This is a genomic window from Streptococcus sp. Marseille-Q6488 (assembly GCF_946902925.1).
Lineage (GTDB): Bacteria > Bacillota > Bacilli > Lactobacillales > Streptococcaceae > Streptococcus.
Genome location: NZ_CAMPPZ010000006.1, coordinates 15,419 through 33,223, shown reverse-complemented (window position 1 = coordinate 33,223; position 17,805 = coordinate 15,419). Strand labels below are relative to the sequence as shown.

At 42.2% G+C, this 17,805-nt stretch carries 16 protein-coding genes; 5 read left to right on the top strand and 11 right to left on the bottom strand.

Translation table 11 applies throughout. The features are described 5' to 3' along the window. Window positions 1–2 precede the first annotated feature (2 nt). Genes OVN23_RS02405 through OVN23_RS02395 form a run of 3 tightly spaced genes read right to left on the bottom strand, consistent with a single transcriptional unit; the run spans window position 3 to window position 2,654 of the window. The gene (locus tag OVN23_RS02405) at window positions 3–581 is read right to left on the bottom strand and encodes a uracil-DNA glycosylase family protein (RefSeq protein ID WP_262081771.1); all 579 of its coding nucleotides are present in this window, start codon (window positions 579–581) and stop codon (window positions 3–5) included. A gap of 53 nt (window positions 582–634) precedes the next feature. Then, a complete protein-coding gene (gene pepV, locus OVN23_RS02400) occupies window positions 635–2,035 on the bottom strand; it encodes a dipeptidase PepV (protein ID WP_267240346.1) in 1,401 nt (466 codons plus the stop codon). Window positions 2,036–2,048: 13 nt separating this feature from the next. Next, a complete protein-coding gene (locus OVN23_RS02395) occupies window positions 2,049–2,654 on the bottom strand; it encodes a nitroreductase family protein (protein WP_267240345.1) in 606 nt (201 codons plus the stop codon). A 171-nt stretch (window positions 2,655–2,825) separates the two neighbouring features. On the opposite strand from OVN23_RS02395, the gene OVN23_RS02390 reads away from it, so the two are divergent. Next, window positions 2,826–3,626 carry an amino acid ABC transporter substrate-binding protein gene (locus OVN23_RS02390; RefSeq protein ID WP_173220038.1) on the top strand — a complete coding sequence of 267 codons (801 nt, stop codon included), beginning with the start codon at window positions 2,826–2,828 and terminating at the stop codon, window positions 3,624–3,626. Between the two features lie 65 nt (window positions 3,627–3,691). On the opposite strand, the gene OVN23_RS02385 is transcribed toward OVN23_RS02390, so the two are convergent. The 8 genes from OVN23_RS02385 to recJ all read right to left on the bottom strand — a co-directional run bounded on the left by OVN23_RS02385 (window position 3,692) and on the right by recJ (window position 14,653). After that, entirely contained in the window at window positions 3,692–4,525 is an 834-nt protein-coding gene (locus OVN23_RS02385) for a metallophosphoesterase family protein (RefSeq protein ID WP_173220035.1), read from the bottom strand. Further along, on the bottom strand, window positions 4,515–6,362 hold the full coding sequence (gene uvrC, locus OVN23_RS02380) for an excinuclease ABC subunit UvrC (RefSeq protein ID WP_267240344.1): 1,848 nt from the start codon (window positions 6,360–6,362) through the stop codon (window positions 4,515–4,517). Before uvrC ends, OVN23_RS02385 begins: the two co-directional genes overlap by 11 nt. Window positions 6,363–6,400: 38 nt before the next feature. Beyond that, the gene (locus OVN23_RS02375; RefSeq protein ID WP_267240343.1) at window positions 6,401–7,102 is read right to left on the bottom strand and encodes a M57 family metalloprotease; all 702 of its coding nucleotides are present in this window, start codon (window positions 7,100–7,102) and stop codon (window positions 6,401–6,403) included. Between the two features lie 78 nt (window positions 7,103–7,180). Continuing rightward, window positions 7,181–8,413, bottom strand: coding sequence for a peptidoglycan bridge formation alanyltransferase MurN (gene murN / locus OVN23_RS02370; RefSeq protein WP_267240342.1), 1,233 nt, complete (start codon window positions 8,411–8,413; stop codon window positions 7,181–7,183). Window positions 8,414–8,417: 4 nt separating this feature from the next. Then, the gene (locus OVN23_RS02365; RefSeq protein ID WP_267240341.1) at window positions 8,418–9,638 is read right to left on the bottom strand and encodes an aminoacyltransferase; all 1,221 of its coding nucleotides are present in this window, start codon (window positions 9,636–9,638) and stop codon (window positions 8,418–8,420) included. Window positions 9,639–9,749: 111 nt separating this feature from the next. Then, complete coding sequence (locus OVN23_RS02360; protein ID WP_267240340.1) at window positions 9,750–10,529, bottom strand: alpha/beta hydrolase; 780 nt, start codon at window positions 10,527–10,529, stop codon at window positions 9,750–9,752. Window positions 10,530–10,595: 66 nt separating this feature from the next. Continuing rightward, complete coding sequence (locus tag OVN23_RS02355) at window positions 10,596–12,257, bottom strand: ribonuclease J (RefSeq protein WP_000065626.1); 1,662 nt, start codon at window positions 12,255–12,257, stop codon at window positions 10,596–10,598. A gap of 173 nt (window positions 12,258–12,430) precedes the next feature. Next, window positions 12,431–14,653: a single-stranded-DNA-specific exonuclease RecJ gene (gene recJ, locus OVN23_RS02350; RefSeq protein WP_267240339.1), complete on the bottom strand. Its 2,223-nt coding sequence runs from the start codon at window positions 14,651–14,653 to the stop codon at window positions 12,431–12,433. A gap of 176 nt (window positions 14,654–14,829) precedes the next feature. Between recJ and OVN23_RS02345 the strand changes: the two genes are divergently transcribed. From OVN23_RS02345 to OVN23_RS02330, 4 genes are read left to right on the top strand one after another with little or no spacing between them, the layout of a single operon-like run. Beyond that, complete coding sequence (locus OVN23_RS02345; RefSeq protein ID WP_138701765.1) at window positions 14,830–15,588, top strand: amino acid ABC transporter ATP-binding protein; 759 nt, start codon at window positions 14,830–14,832, stop codon at window positions 15,586–15,588. A gap of 10 nt (window positions 15,589–15,598) precedes the next feature. After that, window positions 15,599–16,393, top strand: coding sequence for a transporter substrate-binding domain-containing protein (locus OVN23_RS02340; RefSeq protein WP_138701764.1), 795 nt, complete (start codon window positions 15,599–15,601; stop codon window positions 16,391–16,393). A gap of 12 nt (window positions 16,394–16,405) precedes the next feature. Beyond that, a complete protein-coding gene (locus OVN23_RS02335) occupies window positions 16,406–17,083 on the top strand; it encodes an amino acid ABC transporter permease (RefSeq protein WP_000131137.1) in 678 nt (225 codons plus the stop codon). 9 nt (window positions 17,084–17,092) lie between these two features. Further along, window positions 17,093–17,752 carry an amino acid ABC transporter permease gene (locus OVN23_RS02330; RefSeq protein ID WP_050313389.1) on the top strand — a complete coding sequence of 220 codons (660 nt, stop codon included), beginning with the start codon at window positions 17,093–17,095 and terminating at the stop codon, window positions 17,750–17,752. Window positions 17,753–17,805 lie beyond the last annotated feature (53 nt).

Here is a 17,805-nt window from a genome sequence, read left to right as displayed (position 1 = left end):
GACTATAAAATAGTTTTAATTCTTTTTTTCAAATCCGGCACCACTTCTGCCTCAAACCAAGGATTTTTGACCATCCAGATTTGATTTCGCGGTGAGGGGTGAACTAGTGGAAAATAGGTTGGCAAGTAGTTCTGGTAGTGTTTTACCCGTTCTGTCACCTTGCCACTGATTTTCTCCTTTAAATAGTAGGCCTGGGCATATTGCCCAATCAAGAGGGTCAATTGAATATCTGGTAATTCTTGCAAGAGCTGTGGATGCCATTTTTCAGCAAAGCCTGTTCTCGGTGGCAAGTCACCTGACTTACCATGCCCTGGAAAGTAGAAATCCATGGGCAGAACAGCAAAATAACCTGAATTGTAAAAGGTATCTTCATCCACACCTAGCCAGTCCCGCAAACGATCACCACTTTTGTCCTTCCAGTAAAGTCCTGCCTCCTGCGTTTTAAGCCCCGGTGCTTGACCGATGATATTGATGCGAGCAGTCTTTGGCGCTGCAAAGAGAGGTTCGATTCCGCGTTCTGTATAGCTGGCATTTTGTGGATCTGACATAATAGCCTGCTTGATTCTTTCAATTTGAGACATCTACTTTCCCTCCAAAAAGAAGTCTAAGCATACAATCTCAGACTTCTATCGTTTTATTTGATCAATTCATAAATAGCTTCGGCATAGATTGCTGCTGCTCGGAAAAGATCGTCCAAGGCGATAAATTCATTGGCTTGGTGCATGGTGTCAATTGAGTCTGGGAACATGGCTCCGTAGGCAACCCCACGTTCGAGCAAGCGACCAAAAGTACCACCACCGATAACTTGCTCATGACCTTTAAGTCCAGTTTGTTTTTCATAAACATTCAACAAAGTTTGGACAAGTGGATCTTCCATTGGCACATAGTGAGGCGTGTGACCGTGTTCAGAAAGGCTAACAGAAGCAACTGGCAAGTTTTCAAGAATTGACTTGATTTGCTCTGGACTTGTTCCTTTTGGATAGCGGATGTTGAGGGCAATGGTATTATCAGCGCTTGTTTCATCAAAGCGGAAGACACCGGCATTCATAGAAAGAGCACCCATCTTTTCATCCACATGAGTAATCTTGAGATTTTCACCCTCATGATCGTTCAAAAGAATTTTACCAGCGATGTCAAGGTAGTCTTTGGCTGGACCAGCAAAGTCAAACTGGCTAAGGAAGAGGGCTAGGTAAGTCGCACCATTGACACCTGAAGCAGGCATAGCACCGTGGGCTGATTTACCAATGATGGTCACCTTGTATTGGCCAGCTTCTTCTTGGAGTTCTCCTCTAAGTTTATGTTCTGCAACAAAGGCATCTAGTTTAGCTTGCAAGTTAGCCAAATCACCTGAAATAACTGCTGTTGCTGATTCTGGTACCATGTTTTCACGCAAACCACCTGTGAAGCTGTGAAGACGGGCAGCGCCTGTATTTTCTCCTGCAAAGTGGAGGTATTCCGTGATATTTCCTTTTTCACCATTGATGATAGGGAACTCAGCATCAGGAGAGAAACCGAAGTCTGGTTTTGCAAGTCCTACGTGCTCGAAATAGTAGTCCATGTCTGCCCAGCCTGATTCTTCATCTGTTCCAACGATGAAGCGGACTTTCTTAGAAGTTGGAAGACCCAATTCTTTGATGATTTTCAAACCATAGTAACAAGCTGTTGTAGGGCCCTTGTCGTCCGAAGCCCCACGCGCATAAAGGCGACCGTCTTTGATAGTCGGTGTGTAAGGATCTGTATCCCAACCGCTACCAGCAGGAACCACATCCATATGGGCAAAGATGCCGAGAACTTCTTCTCCATCACCAAACTCGAAATGTCCTGCGTAGTTATCGACATTCTTAGTTGGGTAGCCATCGCGGTCTGCGATTTCAAGGAATTTTTCCAAGGCTTTTACTGGACCAGGCCCAAATGGATGCTCAGCATCAACCTTGCTATCATCACGTTCTGAGTTGATTTCCAAAAGGCTAAACAAGTCAGCCAAGAGGTCTTCTTTGCGTTTTTCTACTTCTGCTGTAAAATCAATTACTGTCATTTTTTTCTTCTTTCTATCTTTTCTCAATGATTTCATCTACTGGCAAGCGGTAGCTTGGTTCCAATTTTTCGTCCGTGTAACCCACTGTAATCAAAAATTCTGGGCGGAAACGGTCTTCGATTTCTAAAACCTCATTGACTTTTGATTTGTCAAATCCAAGAATCAGATTTGATCCGATTCCTTGGTCTGTAAGAGCCAGAACCAAGTTCATAGCAACCAAACCTGCATTGAGGGCTAGGTAGTCACTGACCTGTTGTTCATTGTAACGGGCAAATTCCGCAGGCAAGTTCTTCATGAAATATTGAAGTTGTTCTTCTGAGAAATTCTTTGCGCCACCGACACGGGCAATCTTGCGGGCACGTTTGGCAAGGTCTGTATCCGTAAACAGGGCAATGGTTACAGGCGCTGATGATACCTGCTCAAAGTTGGAACCGTAAGCCAATTTTGCTAGTTCAGCATTTTTCTCACGCACCACTACAAATTTCCAAGGCTGGCTGTTGTGGGCGCTTGGAGCCAAGGTTGCAATTTCGATAGCCGTACGCACATCTTTTGAATCAACTGGCTTATCAGTGAAATGCTTAGTCGCATGACGTTTTTTATTTAATTCAAGAAATTTCATAATCGATTTCCTTTTCTAATTCTACTGCTTCCATTCTACCATAATTTGAAAGAGCTTGCAGGGATTTTTCATGATTAAGTTTTTTCTATCACAGACATAAAAGATATATATTGGTTTATCAGGAAAGTTTCTGATAAACTAGCAAGTACTTTACATTTGAATGGAGACATTATGAAAAAATTTAGCCTATTACTAGCTACCCTACCATTTTTGGTTGCCTGTGGAAATCAATCCACACCCAAAGAGACCAGCACTCAAAAGACAATCGTCGTTGCTACAGCCGGCGATGTGCCGCCATTTGACTACGAAGACAAGGGCAATTTGACAGGTTTCGATATTGAAGTCCTAAAAGCAGTAGATGAAAAACTCAGCGACTACGAGATTCAATTCCAAAGAACTGCTTGGGAGAGCATCTTCCCAGGGCTTGATTCTGGTCACTATCAGGCTGCAGCAAATAACTTGAGTTACACAAAAGAGCGTGCTGAAAAATACCTCTACTCACTTCCCATTTCAAACAATCCCCTCGTCCTCGTCAGCAACAAGAAAAATCCTTTGACTTCACTTGACCAAATTGCTGGTAAAACAACACAGGAGGATACTGGAACTTCAAACGCTCAATTCATCAATAACTGGAATCAGAAACACACTGACAATCCTGCTACCATCGATTTTTCTGGCGAGGATATTGGTAAACGAATCCTAGACCTCTCTAACGGCGAATTTGATTTCCTCGTTTTTGACAAGGTATCCGTTCAAAAGATTATCAAGGACCGTGGCTTAGACCTTTCTGTGGTTGACTTGTCTTCTACTAATAGTCCTAGCAATTATATCGTTTTCTCAAGTGATCAAAAAGAGTTTAAAGAGCAATTTGATAAAGCACTCAAAGAACTCTACCAAGATGGAACCCTTGAAAAACTCAGCAATACCTATCTAGGTGGTTCTTATCTCCCAGATAAATCTCAGTTACAATAAGATATATTAAAAACGATTGGACCAGCCAATCGTTTTTAGTTTGCATTGGTTATTTTAGGAAACTCTTACAAAAAATCAAAAAAATTCTTCACATCCTCTACATACCCATGCTTTTCTATTAAGCTGGCTAAGAGTTCCAGATTGTGCCCCTGATAGTTATCTTCTCTTCGTAGTTCTTCATACATTTCGATAAAGGGAAGACCCTGAGACTTAGCCAATCCCAACTCCGCTTCGTAGTCATAAGCAACTTTACGAAATAGGATATTTACCAATTCCCCATCTTCAACCTCTATCACGGCATACTGGGCACGGTGATTTTTTAACGCATACCAATTAAAATAGGGCATGCCAATCGACCCTGGATTGATGATTTGTTGCCCTTGACTTCCATAACGAAGCAACTGCTTGTGGACATGACCATAGACTGCCACGTCCGCTTCCTCATCTAGTAGTTGGTCAAATTTCTCTGTATCATTCTCAACTAGCAAGTCACCACCATAGTTCTTATTTGGCAAATTATGAGAGATAGAAAAGCGCAATCCGTCAATTTCTTTCTTTTCCAGCAAAGGCAAGCTTCGTAGCCAGACAATCGTTGCAGGATCCATTCGCTCCATCAAAAACTGGGTCATGCGCATTGACTGAATTTCTTTCGGATCTTCCAAACCATATTCGCCATCCAAGACCTCCAGGACACGATCATCCCAATTGCCTCGAACACTTGCTGTGATAGGAAGGTCCTTTAGCAGGGCGACTAAGTCATTTGCGCCTGGACCAGGAAGAAAAATATCTCCCAGAAGCCAGTATTCACTGACTCCTTGATTTTTAGCATCTGCAATCACTGCTTCTAGCGCCGTCGCATTGCCATGAATATCTGATAAAATTGCGATTTTATGGTTCATTGTGGTTTCCTTCCGTTTGATAATCTACTCTTTCTTCCGCTACCTGAGCCAATTCCACTTCTTCCTGCGGGTTCAACTTCCTCTGCACAGCTTCTGCAACTGCTCTTGGTACCCCAACTTCGACAATCTCATCCACACTGGCTTCCTTGATTTTGATCAAAGACTTGAAATGCTTCATGAGATTTTGCTTGCGTTTAGGTCCCAGGCCGTCAATGCCATCCAATTGTGATGAAAAGGAATTTTTGGAGCGCAGTTGGCGATGGAAAGTGATAGCAAAGCGGTGGACCTCATCCTGAATACGTTGGAGGAGGAAAAATTCCTGAGAATTGCGAGACAACTCCACCACCTCAAGCGGATCTCCAAAGAGCAATTCATGGGTTTGGTGCTTGTCATTCTTTTGCAGACCTGCAATGGGAATATCCAAACCCAGTTCCTCTTGTATGACTTGCTTGGCGATATTGACCTGACCTTGTCCCCCATCAATCACAATCAAATCTGGCGGAGTCAAGCCGTCACGTTGAACTCGACCATAACGCCTGCGAATGACCTCTCGCATACTAGCATAATCGTCTGGACCGACAACCGTTTTTATCTTGTACTTACGATAATCCTTCTTACTTGGTTTGCCGTTGACAAAGACCACCATGGCTGAAACAGGACTAGTTCCCATGATATTGGAGTTATCGAAGGATTCGATGCGGACTGGGGTCGGGATCTGGAGCAAGCGTCCTAGATTTTCAATAGCCCCTTGGGTCTTTTCGACAGATTTCTCTAGCAGGTTAAATTTCTGCTCTAGGCTGACTCGAGCATTCTTTATAGCCAGATTGACCAGTTGCTTTTTCTCTCCACGCTGGGGTTTGAGAATCTTGGTATCCACCAAAGCCTTGACAGCTTCTTCGTCAATATCCTGTGGAATCAATACCTCATTGGGAACCAAGTGAGATTTTTCTTGATAGAATTGTCCCACATAGGTTAGAAAATCCTCATCCGGATCATTGTAATAGGGAAAAAGATTGACGTCACGTTCAATTAACTTGCCCTGACGAACAAAGAAAACCTGAACACACATCCAGCCCTTATCGACATAGTAGCCAAAGACATCCCGATTTTGGAGATCCTTAGCCATGACCCGCTGCTTGGTTCGAAGCGTTCCAATGGCCTGAATTAGGTCACGGTATTCCGCCGCACGTTCAAATTCCATAGTCTGGGCAGCACTTGCCATCTTGCCCTTGAGGTCATCGATAATTTGATCATCCTGCCCTTTCAGAAAATCAGAAACCTCCTGAGCCATAGACTTGAAGTAGGCCTCATCCTTCTTACAGATGGTATGGGCCATACATTGACCGATATGGTAGTAAAAACAGACCTTAGACGGTGGGTTTGTACACTTACGAAAAGGAAAAATCCGATCTAGCAACCTCTTGATTTCATTGGCTGCTCCCACATCTGGATAAGGTCCAAAGTAGAGAGCTCCGTCCTTTTTGACCTGTCGGGTGATAATCAAGCGAGGATAGCGCTCATTGGTAATTTTGATGAAGGGATAGAACTTATCATCCTTGAGCATGATATTGTACTTGGGCTTGTTTTCCTTGATTAGGTTGATTTCTAGGAGAAGTGCCTCAATATTAGACTCCGTAACGATAAATTCAAAATCCACAATTTCAGACACCAAGGCTTCTGTCTTGGTATCGTGACTCCCACGGAAATAAGACCGCACGCGGTTACGCAGATTTTTAGCCTTTCCTACATAGATAATGGTGCCGTTTTTATCCTTGTGAATGTAGCAACCAGGGCTGGTCGGCAAGAGCTCTAGTTTTGATTTAATCAAGTTGTTCATAATTCCATTATAGCAAAAAAGTAGGGAAAGATAGTCCCCTACTCATTGGTCTCATATAATTTTCGAAGTCTTTCAACATCCTCTTCCTGGATACCATAAAAAGAACCTGCTGGTTGCATCACAGACTTCTCATCTGTATGGTCCAAGCCAATCGCATGCCCCAACTCATGTTCTACCGTATGGACAATGCGCTCATAGGAATAGCCATAGTCTGGATTGGACAAATAATAATGATTCAGACGCACCGTTACAGACAAGAATTGACCCGTCAAGAGATTAGTTTGACTTTCCGCCTCTCCTGCCACAGGAGTGCTTCCATCGTTCATCTCCGTAGCCAAGATATCCGCCTTGCTGGACTCAGTCACAATTTCAAAGTTAAAAGCATCAGTTTGATTCCAATTCTGGATTGCTTCTACATAAGCTTCTTGAAAGCGTGAATCCATCTGGGGATCCAAGTAAATACGAGCAGAAGCCTGCGGCCACCTTCCTTCAGAGTGTTGGTGGCTATCTGTCTGGTTCAACTTAGGCAGTTGCCCTATTCTTTCCCATTGGTCAATACTTTGTTGACCAATTTTTACTGACCGTTCTGCTTGCTTTAGCGCTCCTTGGAAATCCCCGTTCAGATACCAGAGAAATCCAAAAGCAAGAGCACATAAGAGTACAACTATCCAAACCAGGCGCCAAAACAAACGCCACACAAAAGAAAAGAAAGCCCCTATCAAACGAAAAAGCCAGCGCATATCCTTCCACCTTTCTAGTAAATAAAGTCTATTTTACTAAAAGAAGCTGAAAGAAAGCTAAATACTGACTTTTTCATCTTAACGTCCTACTATTTTTTTGAGTAACTGGATAGCTTTGTATTTTAAAGGCGATGGATGGTAGCGGAAAGTACCTGCTTTGCGTACAATATAGCCATTAAAATTCTGTTTAAAACGCAAAACACCATCACTTCCATCAAAAATCCCTTGAATCCCTAGGAAGTTGTATTTAGGTATTCCACGTTTTATACTTTCCAACATAACATATTTTTGAAGCAGTGCAGGCGCATAGAACTTATTAAACTCAGTGTAAGAACCACTAAAGAGATAAGTCGTTTCCTGAGGCATATAAACAAATAAACTCCCGGCTAAAACAATATCTTCTTCTCCATATTTTTCAATCAAGTCTCGCGCTTCTGCTTTTCGAACTTCAAACGTTTCAAATTGACTAGAATATTCTCTCAGCTGATTTTGTTTTTTCTCAGAATGAGGATTTTTACTCAAATCAAGTCGCAACTTGCCCAAGATTTCTTCTAGTTTACTTTGTTCACCTTGCAATTTGCTCATATAGTCCGAAAAATTCAAGGTTGCTATGAGAAACTCCGCTTGTTCTCCAAATGAATCATAAAAGTGCTCATAATATTCTAAACTTTTATCACTGTATTCTCTACGTTCAGAGGTTTCTTTTGTTATATTCTTAAAAATCGATAGTTCTTCACGTTGTAACTTTTTCAACCGAATGCCAAACGTTTCAGCCTTTTTCACCAAGGGTTTACCCTTTTTGCTAAAACTTTTAAGCAAATTCTTTTCAGTTAATTCAGTCAAATCTTTATAGTATAACCAATCTGGTTCTCCACCTGGATAACCTCTTGTCAATCCATCAAATTGATAACCTAAATCAGTTAAAGCTTGAATGATACTTTTTTTCTCAGTATCTATTGGATTACCTTCACTATCAAAAGTTTGATAAGTTTCATAAGGTTTTACAAGCAACTCTAATACACCATTTTGCTTGGCATATTCTTTTAACTCCGCATAAAAAACTGGAAGAGCATCTTGTTGGGTATAAATCGGCCCCGAATTGATCTCCATATGCAGACCACCCAGCATGGGCAAGCTATAAACCAGAGCTGCAACTTGAATTTCTCCTTCTTGTTTCAAAGCTAGATAAACAATTCGAGCCCCTCTTTTTTCTAACAAGTCCCCCATCTGAACAGATTGCATAAAGGAACGAGAAGAAACCTGATCAGAATAAGCCTGAAACTCTTCTTTCGTGAGTGTAATTAGTGCCATATACTTACTTTCTATGTTTTTTTCTTAATGTTTTACGGAAATCAAGAGCAAGTCTTAACAGAGGATAGAGAGGATGGGTAGGCATTGTAAATTCTCCCAAATATTCTTCAATCGTTGGATTAAATTTTTCCTTAAAATGATAAAGTCCACCATTGAGAGAGTTTTCAACACCACCTAAATTTTGCCACAACATACCTCGCTCAAAGGCATAGCGAGCCGTTTCATACCAAGTTAAAATTGGTGCATTATAACGTTTAAAATCATCATCCATACCAGCATATAGATTGACAGAGGTAGTACCAAATTCCAAACTCAAAGTAGCCGCTAAGGGAATGTTTGATTTTCCCATATTCATATATCCCTGCAAGAAATCTATTTCCTCTACCAAACGCTCTTTTTCCTTCTTCTGTGCCTCTACTTTTGAAGTTCGAGTCGACTTAGTAATCGCCTCTTCCAACGCTTTGTTTTTAGCTAACTGTTCTTCTAATTCTCTTAAACGCTTAGAAACATCCAAACTCGTTAGCGTGATATAAGAATCTTCTTTGAAGTTATCTAATAATTTTTTATAATAGGCTTCGTTTCTTAAATGAATCTCTTTTCGCTTCTCAGTTTTTTTCATCAACTCCGAAAATGAATCTAATAGTTCCAGTCCACCATATTGAATCTCAAGCCCTTTGTTTCGTGCTGTTCGGATAGCTTGCCTCGTTGATTTAGAAAGTTTATCTTCTTCAAAATTTTCCTTGTATATTTTCGCCTGAATACGAGGCTGAATGGTGTCATCCATCTCGGTTGTCCGCCCAGACCATTTCACTCCTAATTGCCCTAAAATCTCAACAATAGCAAGATTTTCAGGATATTCTATCTTATCTTGATTGACCAAATATTGAGATAGACAAATACTTGGATCGAAAGTCACAAAAACCGCTCTCTTACTGCGAGCATAAGACTTAATAGACTGCAGGACAAACTTTAAAAGTTCTATATCCCTGTAATCCAATATAGGTCCTCTTGGAATATAAAACATTTTATAGCCTAAAGGCAGAGATTTTATGAGAATACTAGCCACAGCCAGTAACTTCCCCTCTTCATAGACACCAAATTTCTCATGATTCCAATCAGATTTCACTTTTTCCCAAGCACTGCTTTGTAATACATTAGCTAATTCATGTTCTTTGACAAACTGATCATATTCTAATGTGGGAATGCCAATTTGATAACGGTACATTTCCTACTCTCTTTCCTCCAGTATCTTATTACTATTCTACTACTTTCGTTTGAAAAGTCTAGTGAAAACATATTTTATTTTAGTCCTACTCCCCCTATACTGAAGTTCAAACTAAGTCAATCTCTCTTCTAATTTGAAATCAATCGGTAGGGTTGCTAGAAACCGTTCCAATTGTTTTTCCCAGTAATACCATTCGTGACTTCCAGCACTATGGCTATAGCTCACATCAAAGCCCAGCTTTTTGAGGTTTTTCACTGCGAGATTATTGGCTTCATACAAGAAATCCTGCTCGCCACACCAAGCCCAGAGCTTGGTCTTTTTATCCGATTTTTTAGCCAGACTTTCAAGAGAATAGGGGCTAGCTGTCCAATCTTTAATCTCCCCAAACACACCTCTCCAATAAGCCGGTGTTCCCAAATCTTGGCTTTCAGGAGAAAAATCTTGAAAGCTAAGAGCACCTGAAAAACTAGCTGCATGAGAAAAACAATTTGTAGCAAGAGCCAATTTGAAACAGCCATAGCCTCCCATAGAGAGACCAGCGATAAAGGTCTTTTCACGCTTGCTAGTCATGTTAGGGAAGAAGCGTTTTAAAACCTCTGGCAATTCCTCTGCTAGAGCTGTGTAATAGTCAAAACCATATTGGGTATCGGTGTACCAACCGTTGCTGGTATTAGGCATGACAACGATGAGATTGGTTCCTCGAAGCAAGCGTTCTACATTGGTCCGCTTGAGCCAGCTATTATGGTTGCCAGACATCCCATGCAAGAGGTACAAGACGGGAATATCTTTACAATCTGGTTCTTCCACTCGATTGGCATCGGGGTAAAGAACATTCACTCCCCACTCCATATCCAAAACTTGTGAGTAATACTCGATTTTCATTACTGCCATAATTTTTCCTCTATTTTTCTATAAGAAAAAGCCGAAACTCGACTTTCTCCCTGTTTATTTCAACGATTATTTTGCTTCCATGACTACTGGTAAAATAGCTGGACGACGTTTGGTTTGGTCAAAGAGATACTTGGTAAGATTATCACGAACCTTCCCTTTAAGGTCTGCCCAGTCAAAGTCATCTCCTTGAAGATAGTCTTCTACCGTTTGATTAATCAATTCTGAACTTTCACGGAGAATATCGCGACTCTTCTTGAGATAAACAAATCCACGCGTGTGAACACGAGCCTTGGCCACAATTTTCTTCTCACGACGGTTAACGGTGATTGCGACGATGAAAATTCCATCTTCTGACAAGACCTTACGATCACGAAGAACCACATTTCCAACATCACCGATAGCATTCCCGTCAATCAAGACATCCCCTGCTGAAACTGCGCCAGCCGGGACAAAGTCCCCATTCTCATAAGCCATGCTGGTTCCCTTTTTAGGGATGAAAATGCGTTCTGGCAACATACCTACTGCCATAGCAGCCTTAGCATGGGCATCCAACTCGCGGTATTCCCCTTGAATTGGGAAGAGATACTTAGGTTGCAAGAGATTGATCATCAACTGCAAATCACGCGCATTTCCGTGCCCTGATACATGTAAACTTTGGGTAATCAATTTGACAACCCCTCCTGCCTGATAAATCATATTTTCCACACGCGCAACGAAGGCTTCTTTAGCAATAGACGGAGCCGTAGCAATATAGACCAGGTCCCCATCCTTGATTTCTACATAACGATGGCGACCAATCGACATCTTACGAAGTCCATTGATAGGTTCACCCATACGACCTGTCTCAAGAATAATCAACTCATGGTCTTCAAAGCGAGACATATCTTTCGGCTTAATCAAGAGAATTTCGTTGGCTAAAGACAACTTCTTGAGACGAATCGCTGTGCGGACGATATTTTCAATATCAAATCCTGTCAAGACGATACGTCGACCTGTTTTATCCGCAGCGTCAAAAATCTGCTGGATACGAGAAAGGTTACTGGAAACAGCTGCAACGATGATACGACCTTCCCAGTCAGCAATGGTTTGGGTAATTTCATCTCTAACTTCACTTTCACTAGCCACCTGAATATTGCTGTCCGCATTGGCCGAATCACTGAGGAGAGCCAGGACGCCGTCACGACCGATTTCTGCCAAACGAGCGAAGTCTGTCGCATAGGATTCACTAGCTGTCTGGTCAAATTTGAAGTCACCTGTATAAACGATGCTCCCTTCAGCTGTCTTCAAGACAATTCCCAGGCTCTCTGGAACGGAGTAAGTCGTAGGGAAGAAGGAAACCACTGTCCCACCAAAATCAATCTCCGTATCTTCATCAATAACATGAAAATCATTAAATTTCTTGACTGCGTCATTTCCTTTGACAAAGAGTTTTGCCAACTCAATGGTCAACTCAGAGCCAAATACAGGTACCTTGGCTTCAGCCAAGAGATAAGGCAGAGCACCAATAGCATCTGCATGTCCGTGAGTTAAAAATACCCCAGCAATTCGATCTTTATTTTCAAAAAGGTAGTCCATCTTTGGAATCACCACATCGACCCCTAATTGTTCATTTTCGGGATATTTTAACCCTGCATTCAAAACAAAAATGGACTCTCCAATTTCAGCAATGTACATATTTTTCCCATTTTCACGTACACCACCAAGTGTTGTTAAACTAATATTACTCATTTTTCCTCCAAAATCTTAGTTTATCTTGATTATAGGGTTGCTTACCCTCTTATTCTAAAAGCACTATTACTGTTAGCCGAATCTTTTCCTACCATTATACCATTTTTTTGATGATTTTCAAAATGAAGATTTGTTTTCAAAAAAGAGCTGGTTTCCCAACTCTTTCCTATGATCTACTCTTTTTCCATTAAAAAGTCATAAATTTCTTGCACGGTACCCAGCGCCATCATTTCTTGGTCTTTGACGGTTTGTTTGAGATTTTGATAAATCTGACTTTCTCCTATCTCTCGCTTTGGCGCTTCTTTATTGACTGTCATGACACCATCTTTGATGGTCACAAAGCCTAGCTCTTCAAATACTTGAATCATCTTGACCAGCAAGATTTGTTGAATATTAAGATAAACTGCCAAATCCTTGAGCTTATAGCGAATATCAAACTCTGGGAACTGGTAAATGGTCTTGTACAATTTGGCAAACTGCTCTCTAGTCCCATAACCTGTCAGATAATAGGCCTTATCAATGTCATTTTTGAAATAGACAGCAGAGAAATTCTGTTCCTGAAAAATGGTCTTCAGCAGTGTAATATCCTCAGGAATGGTTTTTACAACAACCGCGTTACTAGTCGCTAAATCTGGCACTTCCCCAGCAAAATCCAAGACTGGAACTCCTTCTGGCAAGACTGCATTTTTCCCACGAATGTTAAAGAGTTGAACACCTTCCACACGCGCATCCACCATCATCAACTGCAGGGCAGTTTGACCATTCCATTGATTGACAGACAATTTGACTGCCAACTCTAGATTTTTGGTTTGAGAAAACTCTGTCGCCCATCTGCCTTGGCCAAAGGCCACCACTTCAAAACTCGCCTCACCCTTGGAAATTTTCAGCTTGAGATGGGCATTTCCTGCTCCCATAGTACGAGCACTTTCGACCTGAAAATCCTTGATATAAAAGATAGGTTTCTGATTGTCCATTCCAAAAGGTGCCAAGCGCTCAAAGTTCTTGACTGTTTCAAGACTCAAAGTCTCCAAATCCAACTCTTCATCTAGGTTTAACTTATTCTTGCCACCAGCATCTGCGCCTTTTTCACGGACATAGTCTTCCAAAACCTGAGATAAATCTGAAAGTTTCTCAACTTCCAGCGTCATACCAGACGCACCAGCATGGCCACCAAAGGCGATGAAGAGGTCGCGATGGGGATCTAGGGCTTCAAAAATATCGACCGCTTCCACACTACGGGCACTACCCTTGGCACGACCGTCCTCTATATTGAGAACGATGACTGTCTGCCCTAGTTCTTCCAATAAACGACCAGCGACAATACCCAGAACCCCAGGATTCCAACCTTCCTTGGCCAAGACTTGGACCTTCTTCTCAGAATCCACCATAGTCTTAGCTTCTTCATAGATAGACTGAACGATTTCCTTGCGCTCTTCGTTTTTCTGATGAATCATGAGGGCAATCTCGTGCGCCTCCTCATCATCAAAGCCAGTCAACAAATCAATGGCTGGATTGGGATCATCCAAGCGGCCCAAGGCATTCAAACGAGGGGCAATCTGGAAACCAACCGTTTCTTCTGTTACTTCGTTGGCAGCTATCCCAGCCATATCCAGCATTTCTTGCAGGCCGATGCGCTGGGTATGACCTAACATTTCCAGACCATATTGAACCAAGATACGGTTTTCATCCGTCAAACTCACCATATCAGCAATAGTTCCGATAGCCACCAAGTCAAGCAGTTCCACTTGGACTTCCTCCAAAAGGGCACAAGCCAGCTTAAAAGCCACTCCACAACCAGCCAAATATTTGAAAGGATAGTCTGCATCTGGATGCTCAGGATGGACAATGGCATAGGCATCTGGCAAGGTTTCAGGCATGGAATGGTGGTCAGTCACAATGACATCCACTCCCATAGACTGGGCCAATTCAATTGCTTCATGACCAGCAACCCCATTGTCCACTGTCACAATTAAGGAAATCCCTTCTTGCTCGATAAAGTATTTATAGACACTGGCATTAGGTCCATAGCCATCAGTGAAACGATTTGGCAAGTAAACACGGCACTCAGCACCAAGCTGTTCCAAACTTTCCTTCACAATCGAAGCCGAAGTCATGCCATCCGCATCGTAGTCTCCATAAACGAGAATACTTTCCCCTTCTTCAATGGCCTGACGAATTCGTTCCACTGCCTTGTCCATATCATGGAGCAGATAAGGATCATGCAAGTCCTTCAAGGAAGGCTCTAAAAACTTTTTCAGACTTTCTTGGTCCTGAATCCCTCTTTCAAATAATAACCGAGCCACCTCAGGACCCAGTCCAGCCTTCTTGGCTATCTTTGTAAAATCCGCATCTTCAACCTGCGGGGCAAACTGCCATTCATAAGTAGGTGTTATCAAAAAGACATCCACTCTTTCTAAGAATTCTATTGCTTCATTATAACATGATTTAGACGTTTTCTCTATCCAGATTGCTTTTTTATAAAATTTTAGTGAATTTTTTCAGATATGATTTGACAAGACAAATTTTTTGGTGTAGAATCATGTTATAAAATCTAACACAAAGGAGATTCCTTATGGCTTTAGTAGAATTTGAACACGTCGAAAAATATTACGGAGACTACCACGCACTCCGCGACATCAATCTCCGTTTTGAAAAAGGGCAAGTTGTTGTCCTCCTAGGTCCATCTGGTTCTGGGAAGTCCACTCTTATCCGCACCATCAATGGTTTGGAGGCTGTCGACAAGGGAAGTCTTCTAGTCAATGGCCACCAAGTTGCTGGTGCCAGCCAGAAAGTTTTAGTGCCTCTACGTAAGGAAGTCGGCATGGTTTTCCAGCATTTTAACCTCTACCCTCACAAAACAGTGTTAGAAAACGTAACACTTGCACCCATAAAAGTTCTAGGAATTGATAAAAAAGAAGCTGAAAAAACAGCCCAAAAATATCTGGAATTTGTAAATATGTGGGACAAGAAAGATTCATATCCAGCCATGCTGTCTGGTGGACAAAAGCAACGGATTGCCATTGCACGTGGACTCGCTATGCATCCGGAACTCCTCCTCTTCGATGAACCAACATCCGCCCTTGACCCTGAAACTATCGGAGACGTTCTGGCAGTTATGCAAAAATTGGCCCACGATGGTATGAATATGATTGTCGTCACCCATGAAATGGGCTTTGCCCGTGAAGTTGCGGACCGCATCATCTTTATGGCTGATGGAGAAGTGTTGGTGGATACGACAGATGTTGATGACTTTTTCGACAATCCAAGCGAACCTCGTGCCCAACAATTCCTCAGCAAAATCATCAACCACGAAAGTGACAAAGTCAAATAAGGAGGCGCCTATGAAAAAGAAATTCTTTTTATCAGCATTATTGATTAGCCTTTTGGGCCTTGCTGCTACAAAACCAGTTCAGGCTGATACCAGTGTCGCAGATATTCAAAAAAGAGGCGAGCTGGTTGTTGGTGTCAAACAAGACGTTCCCAATTTCGGTTACAAGGATCCCAAGACAGGGACCTATTCTGGTATCGAAACGGACTTAGCCAAGATGGTCGCTGATGAGCTCAAGGTCAAGGTTCGCTATGTGCCTGTTACCGCTCAGACACGTGGCCCCCTTCTAGACAATGAACAGGTTGACATGGACATTGCAACCTTCACCATCACAGACGAACGCAAAAAACTCTACAACTTTACCAGTCCCTACTACACAGACGCATCTGGATTTTTGGTCAATAAGTCTGCCAAAATCAAAAAGATTGAGGACCTAAACGGCAAAACCATCGGAGTTGCCCAAGGTTCCATCACCCAACGCCTGATTACTGAACTGGGTAAAAAGAAAGGTCTGAAGTTTAAATTCGTCGAACTTGGTTCCTACCCAGAATTGATTACTTCCCTGCACGCTCATCGTATCGATGCCTTTTCCGTTGACCGCTCGATTCTGTCTGGCTACATCAGCAAGCGCACAGTACTACTAGATGATAGTTTCAAGCCATCTGACTACGGTATCGTTACCAAGAAATCAAATACCGAGCTAACCAAGTATCTTGATAACTTGGTTACTAAATGGAGCAAGGATGGTAGTTTGCAGAAACTTTATGACCGTTACAAACTCAAACCATCTAGCCATACCGCAGATTAAGGAGGACACCCTATGACAGATTTATCATCTTGGACAGCCTATTTTCAGGATTTTGGACAATTTTTCAATGGTTTCCTCTTCACCCTTGCCCTAGCAATTGGATCCTTTATCCTAGCCATGGTCTTGGGCATCTTCTTTGGAGCCATGTCAACCAGCAAACGTCCAATTTTGCGCATTTTAGCTCGAATATTTGTGGAATTTTACCAAAACACTCCCCTCTTGGTGCAGTTTGTTATCGTTTTTTATGGCCTACCTCTTATCAGTGACCATATCATCATGATTCCGATTTATTGGACAGCTGTTCTCTGCGTGGGACTCTATCACGGTGCCTATATCGCTGAGGTTATTCGCTCAGGGATTCAGTCTATTCCTAGCGGTCAGATGGAGGCAGCCTTGTCACAAGGTTTTACCTATATCAGTGCCATGCGCTTGATTATCTTGCCTCAGGCCTTCCGTATCATTCTCCCTCCTTTGACCAACCAAATCGTCAACCTCATCAAGAACACCTCGACAGTTGCTATCATCTCTGGAGTGGACTTGATGTTTGTAACCAAGTCTTGGTCAGCCCTCAACGGAAATTACATCCCAGCATTTTTAGGCGCTGCCCTTCTCTACTTTTCTCTTTGCTTCCCTGTTGCCCAGTTTGGTCGCAAGATGGAGCAAGCCAACAAAAAAGCCTATTCACTTTAGGAGGTTACTATGGAATCCATTTTAGAAGTTTTGACCCCAGATAACCTAGTCTTTATCTTTAAAGGATTTGGCTTGACCCTCTATATTTCTCTGATTGCCATCGTCCTCGCTACCCTTATCGGGACAGTGCTAGCCGTCATGAGAAATGGGAAAAATCCTGTCTTACGTATCATCTCTAGCATTTACATCGAGTTTGTGCGTAACGTTCCCAACCTTCTCTGGATTTTCACCATCTTTTTGGTTTTCAAGATGAAATCCACACCAGCAGGAATCACTGCCTTCACTCTCTTTACATCAGCGGCCCTAGCTGAGATTATTCGAGGTGGTCTCAATGCCGTAGACAAGGGGCAGTACGAAGCAGGAATGTCACAAGGCTTCACTTCATCCCAAATCCTCTACTACATCATTCTCCCACAAGCCATTCGTAAAATGCTGCCAGCCATCATTTCTCAATTTGTAACCGTGATTAAGGATACCAGTCTTCTCTACTCTGTTATCGCCCTACAAGAACTCTTTGGAGCCAGCCAAATTCTCATGGGCCGTTATTTCGAACCAGAGCAAGTGTTTAGTCTTTATATCCTGATTGCCCTCATCTACTTCAGCTTTAACCTAGCCATTTCTAGCCTGTCTCATATGCTAGCCAAACGTTGGCAACAAGCAGCAGAATAAACAGCCACTCTCCAGTTAAATTGGAGAGTTTTTTGATGAGAACAGAGATTTAC

What these genes read in the sequence shown, in the direction of transcription:
- OVN23_RS02395 (WP_267240345.1), bottom strand. Translation starts at nt 2,654, where the DNA reads ATGAAATTTCTTGAATTAAATAAAAAACGTCATGCGACTAAGCATTTC.
- OVN23_RS02375 (WP_267240343.1), bottom strand. Translation starts at nt 7,102, where the DNA reads ATGCGCTGGCTTTTTCGTTTGATAGGGGCTTTCTTTTCTTTTGTGTGG.
- OVN23_RS02355 (WP_000065626.1), bottom strand. Translation starts at nt 12,257, where the DNA reads ATGAGTAATATTAGTTTAACAACACTTGGTGGTGTACGTGAAAATGGG.
- OVN23_RS02345 (WP_138701765.1), top strand. Translation starts at nt 14,830, where the DNA reads ATGGCTTTAGTAGAATTTGAACACGTCGAAAAATATTACGGAGACTAC.
- OVN23_RS02330 (WP_050313389.1), top strand. Translation starts at nt 17,093, where the DNA reads ATGGAATCCATTTTAGAAGTTTTGACCCCAGATAACCTAGTCTTTATC.
- pepV (WP_267240346.1), bottom strand. Translation starts at nt 2,035, where the DNA reads ATGACAGTAATTGATTTTACAGCAGAAGTAGAAAAACGCAAAGAAGAC.
- murN (WP_267240342.1), bottom strand. Translation starts at nt 8,413, where the DNA reads ATGGCACTAATTACACTCACGAAAGAAGAGTTTCAGGCTTATTCTGAT.
- OVN23_RS02365 (WP_267240341.1), bottom strand. Translation starts at nt 9,638, where the DNA reads ATGTACCGTTATCAAATTGGCATTCCCACATTAGAATATGATCAGTTT.
- OVN23_RS02385 (WP_173220035.1), bottom strand. Translation starts at nt 4,525, where the DNA reads ATGAACCATAAAATCGCAATTTTATCAGATATTCATGGCAATGCGACG.
- OVN23_RS02340 (WP_138701764.1), top strand. Translation starts at nt 15,599, where the DNA reads ATGAAAAAGAAATTCTTTTTATCAGCATTATTGATTAGCCTTTTGGGC.
- OVN23_RS02360 (WP_267240340.1), bottom strand. Translation starts at nt 10,529, where the DNA reads ATGGCAGTAATGAAAATCGAGTATTACTCACAAGTTTTGGATATGGAG.
- OVN23_RS02335 (WP_000131137.1), top strand. Translation starts at nt 16,406, where the DNA reads ATGACAGATTTATCATCTTGGACAGCCTATTTTCAGGATTTTGGACAA.
- OVN23_RS02405 (WP_262081771.1), bottom strand. Translation starts at nt 581, where the DNA reads ATGTCTCAAATTGAAAGAATCAAGCAGGCTATTATGTCAGATCCACAA.
- uvrC (WP_267240344.1), bottom strand. Translation starts at nt 6,362, where the DNA reads ATGAACAACTTGATTAAATCAAAACTAGAGCTCTTGCCGACCAGCCCT.
- OVN23_RS02390 (WP_173220038.1), top strand. Translation starts at nt 2,826, where the DNA reads ATGAAAAAATTTAGCCTATTACTAGCTACCCTACCATTTTTGGTTGCC.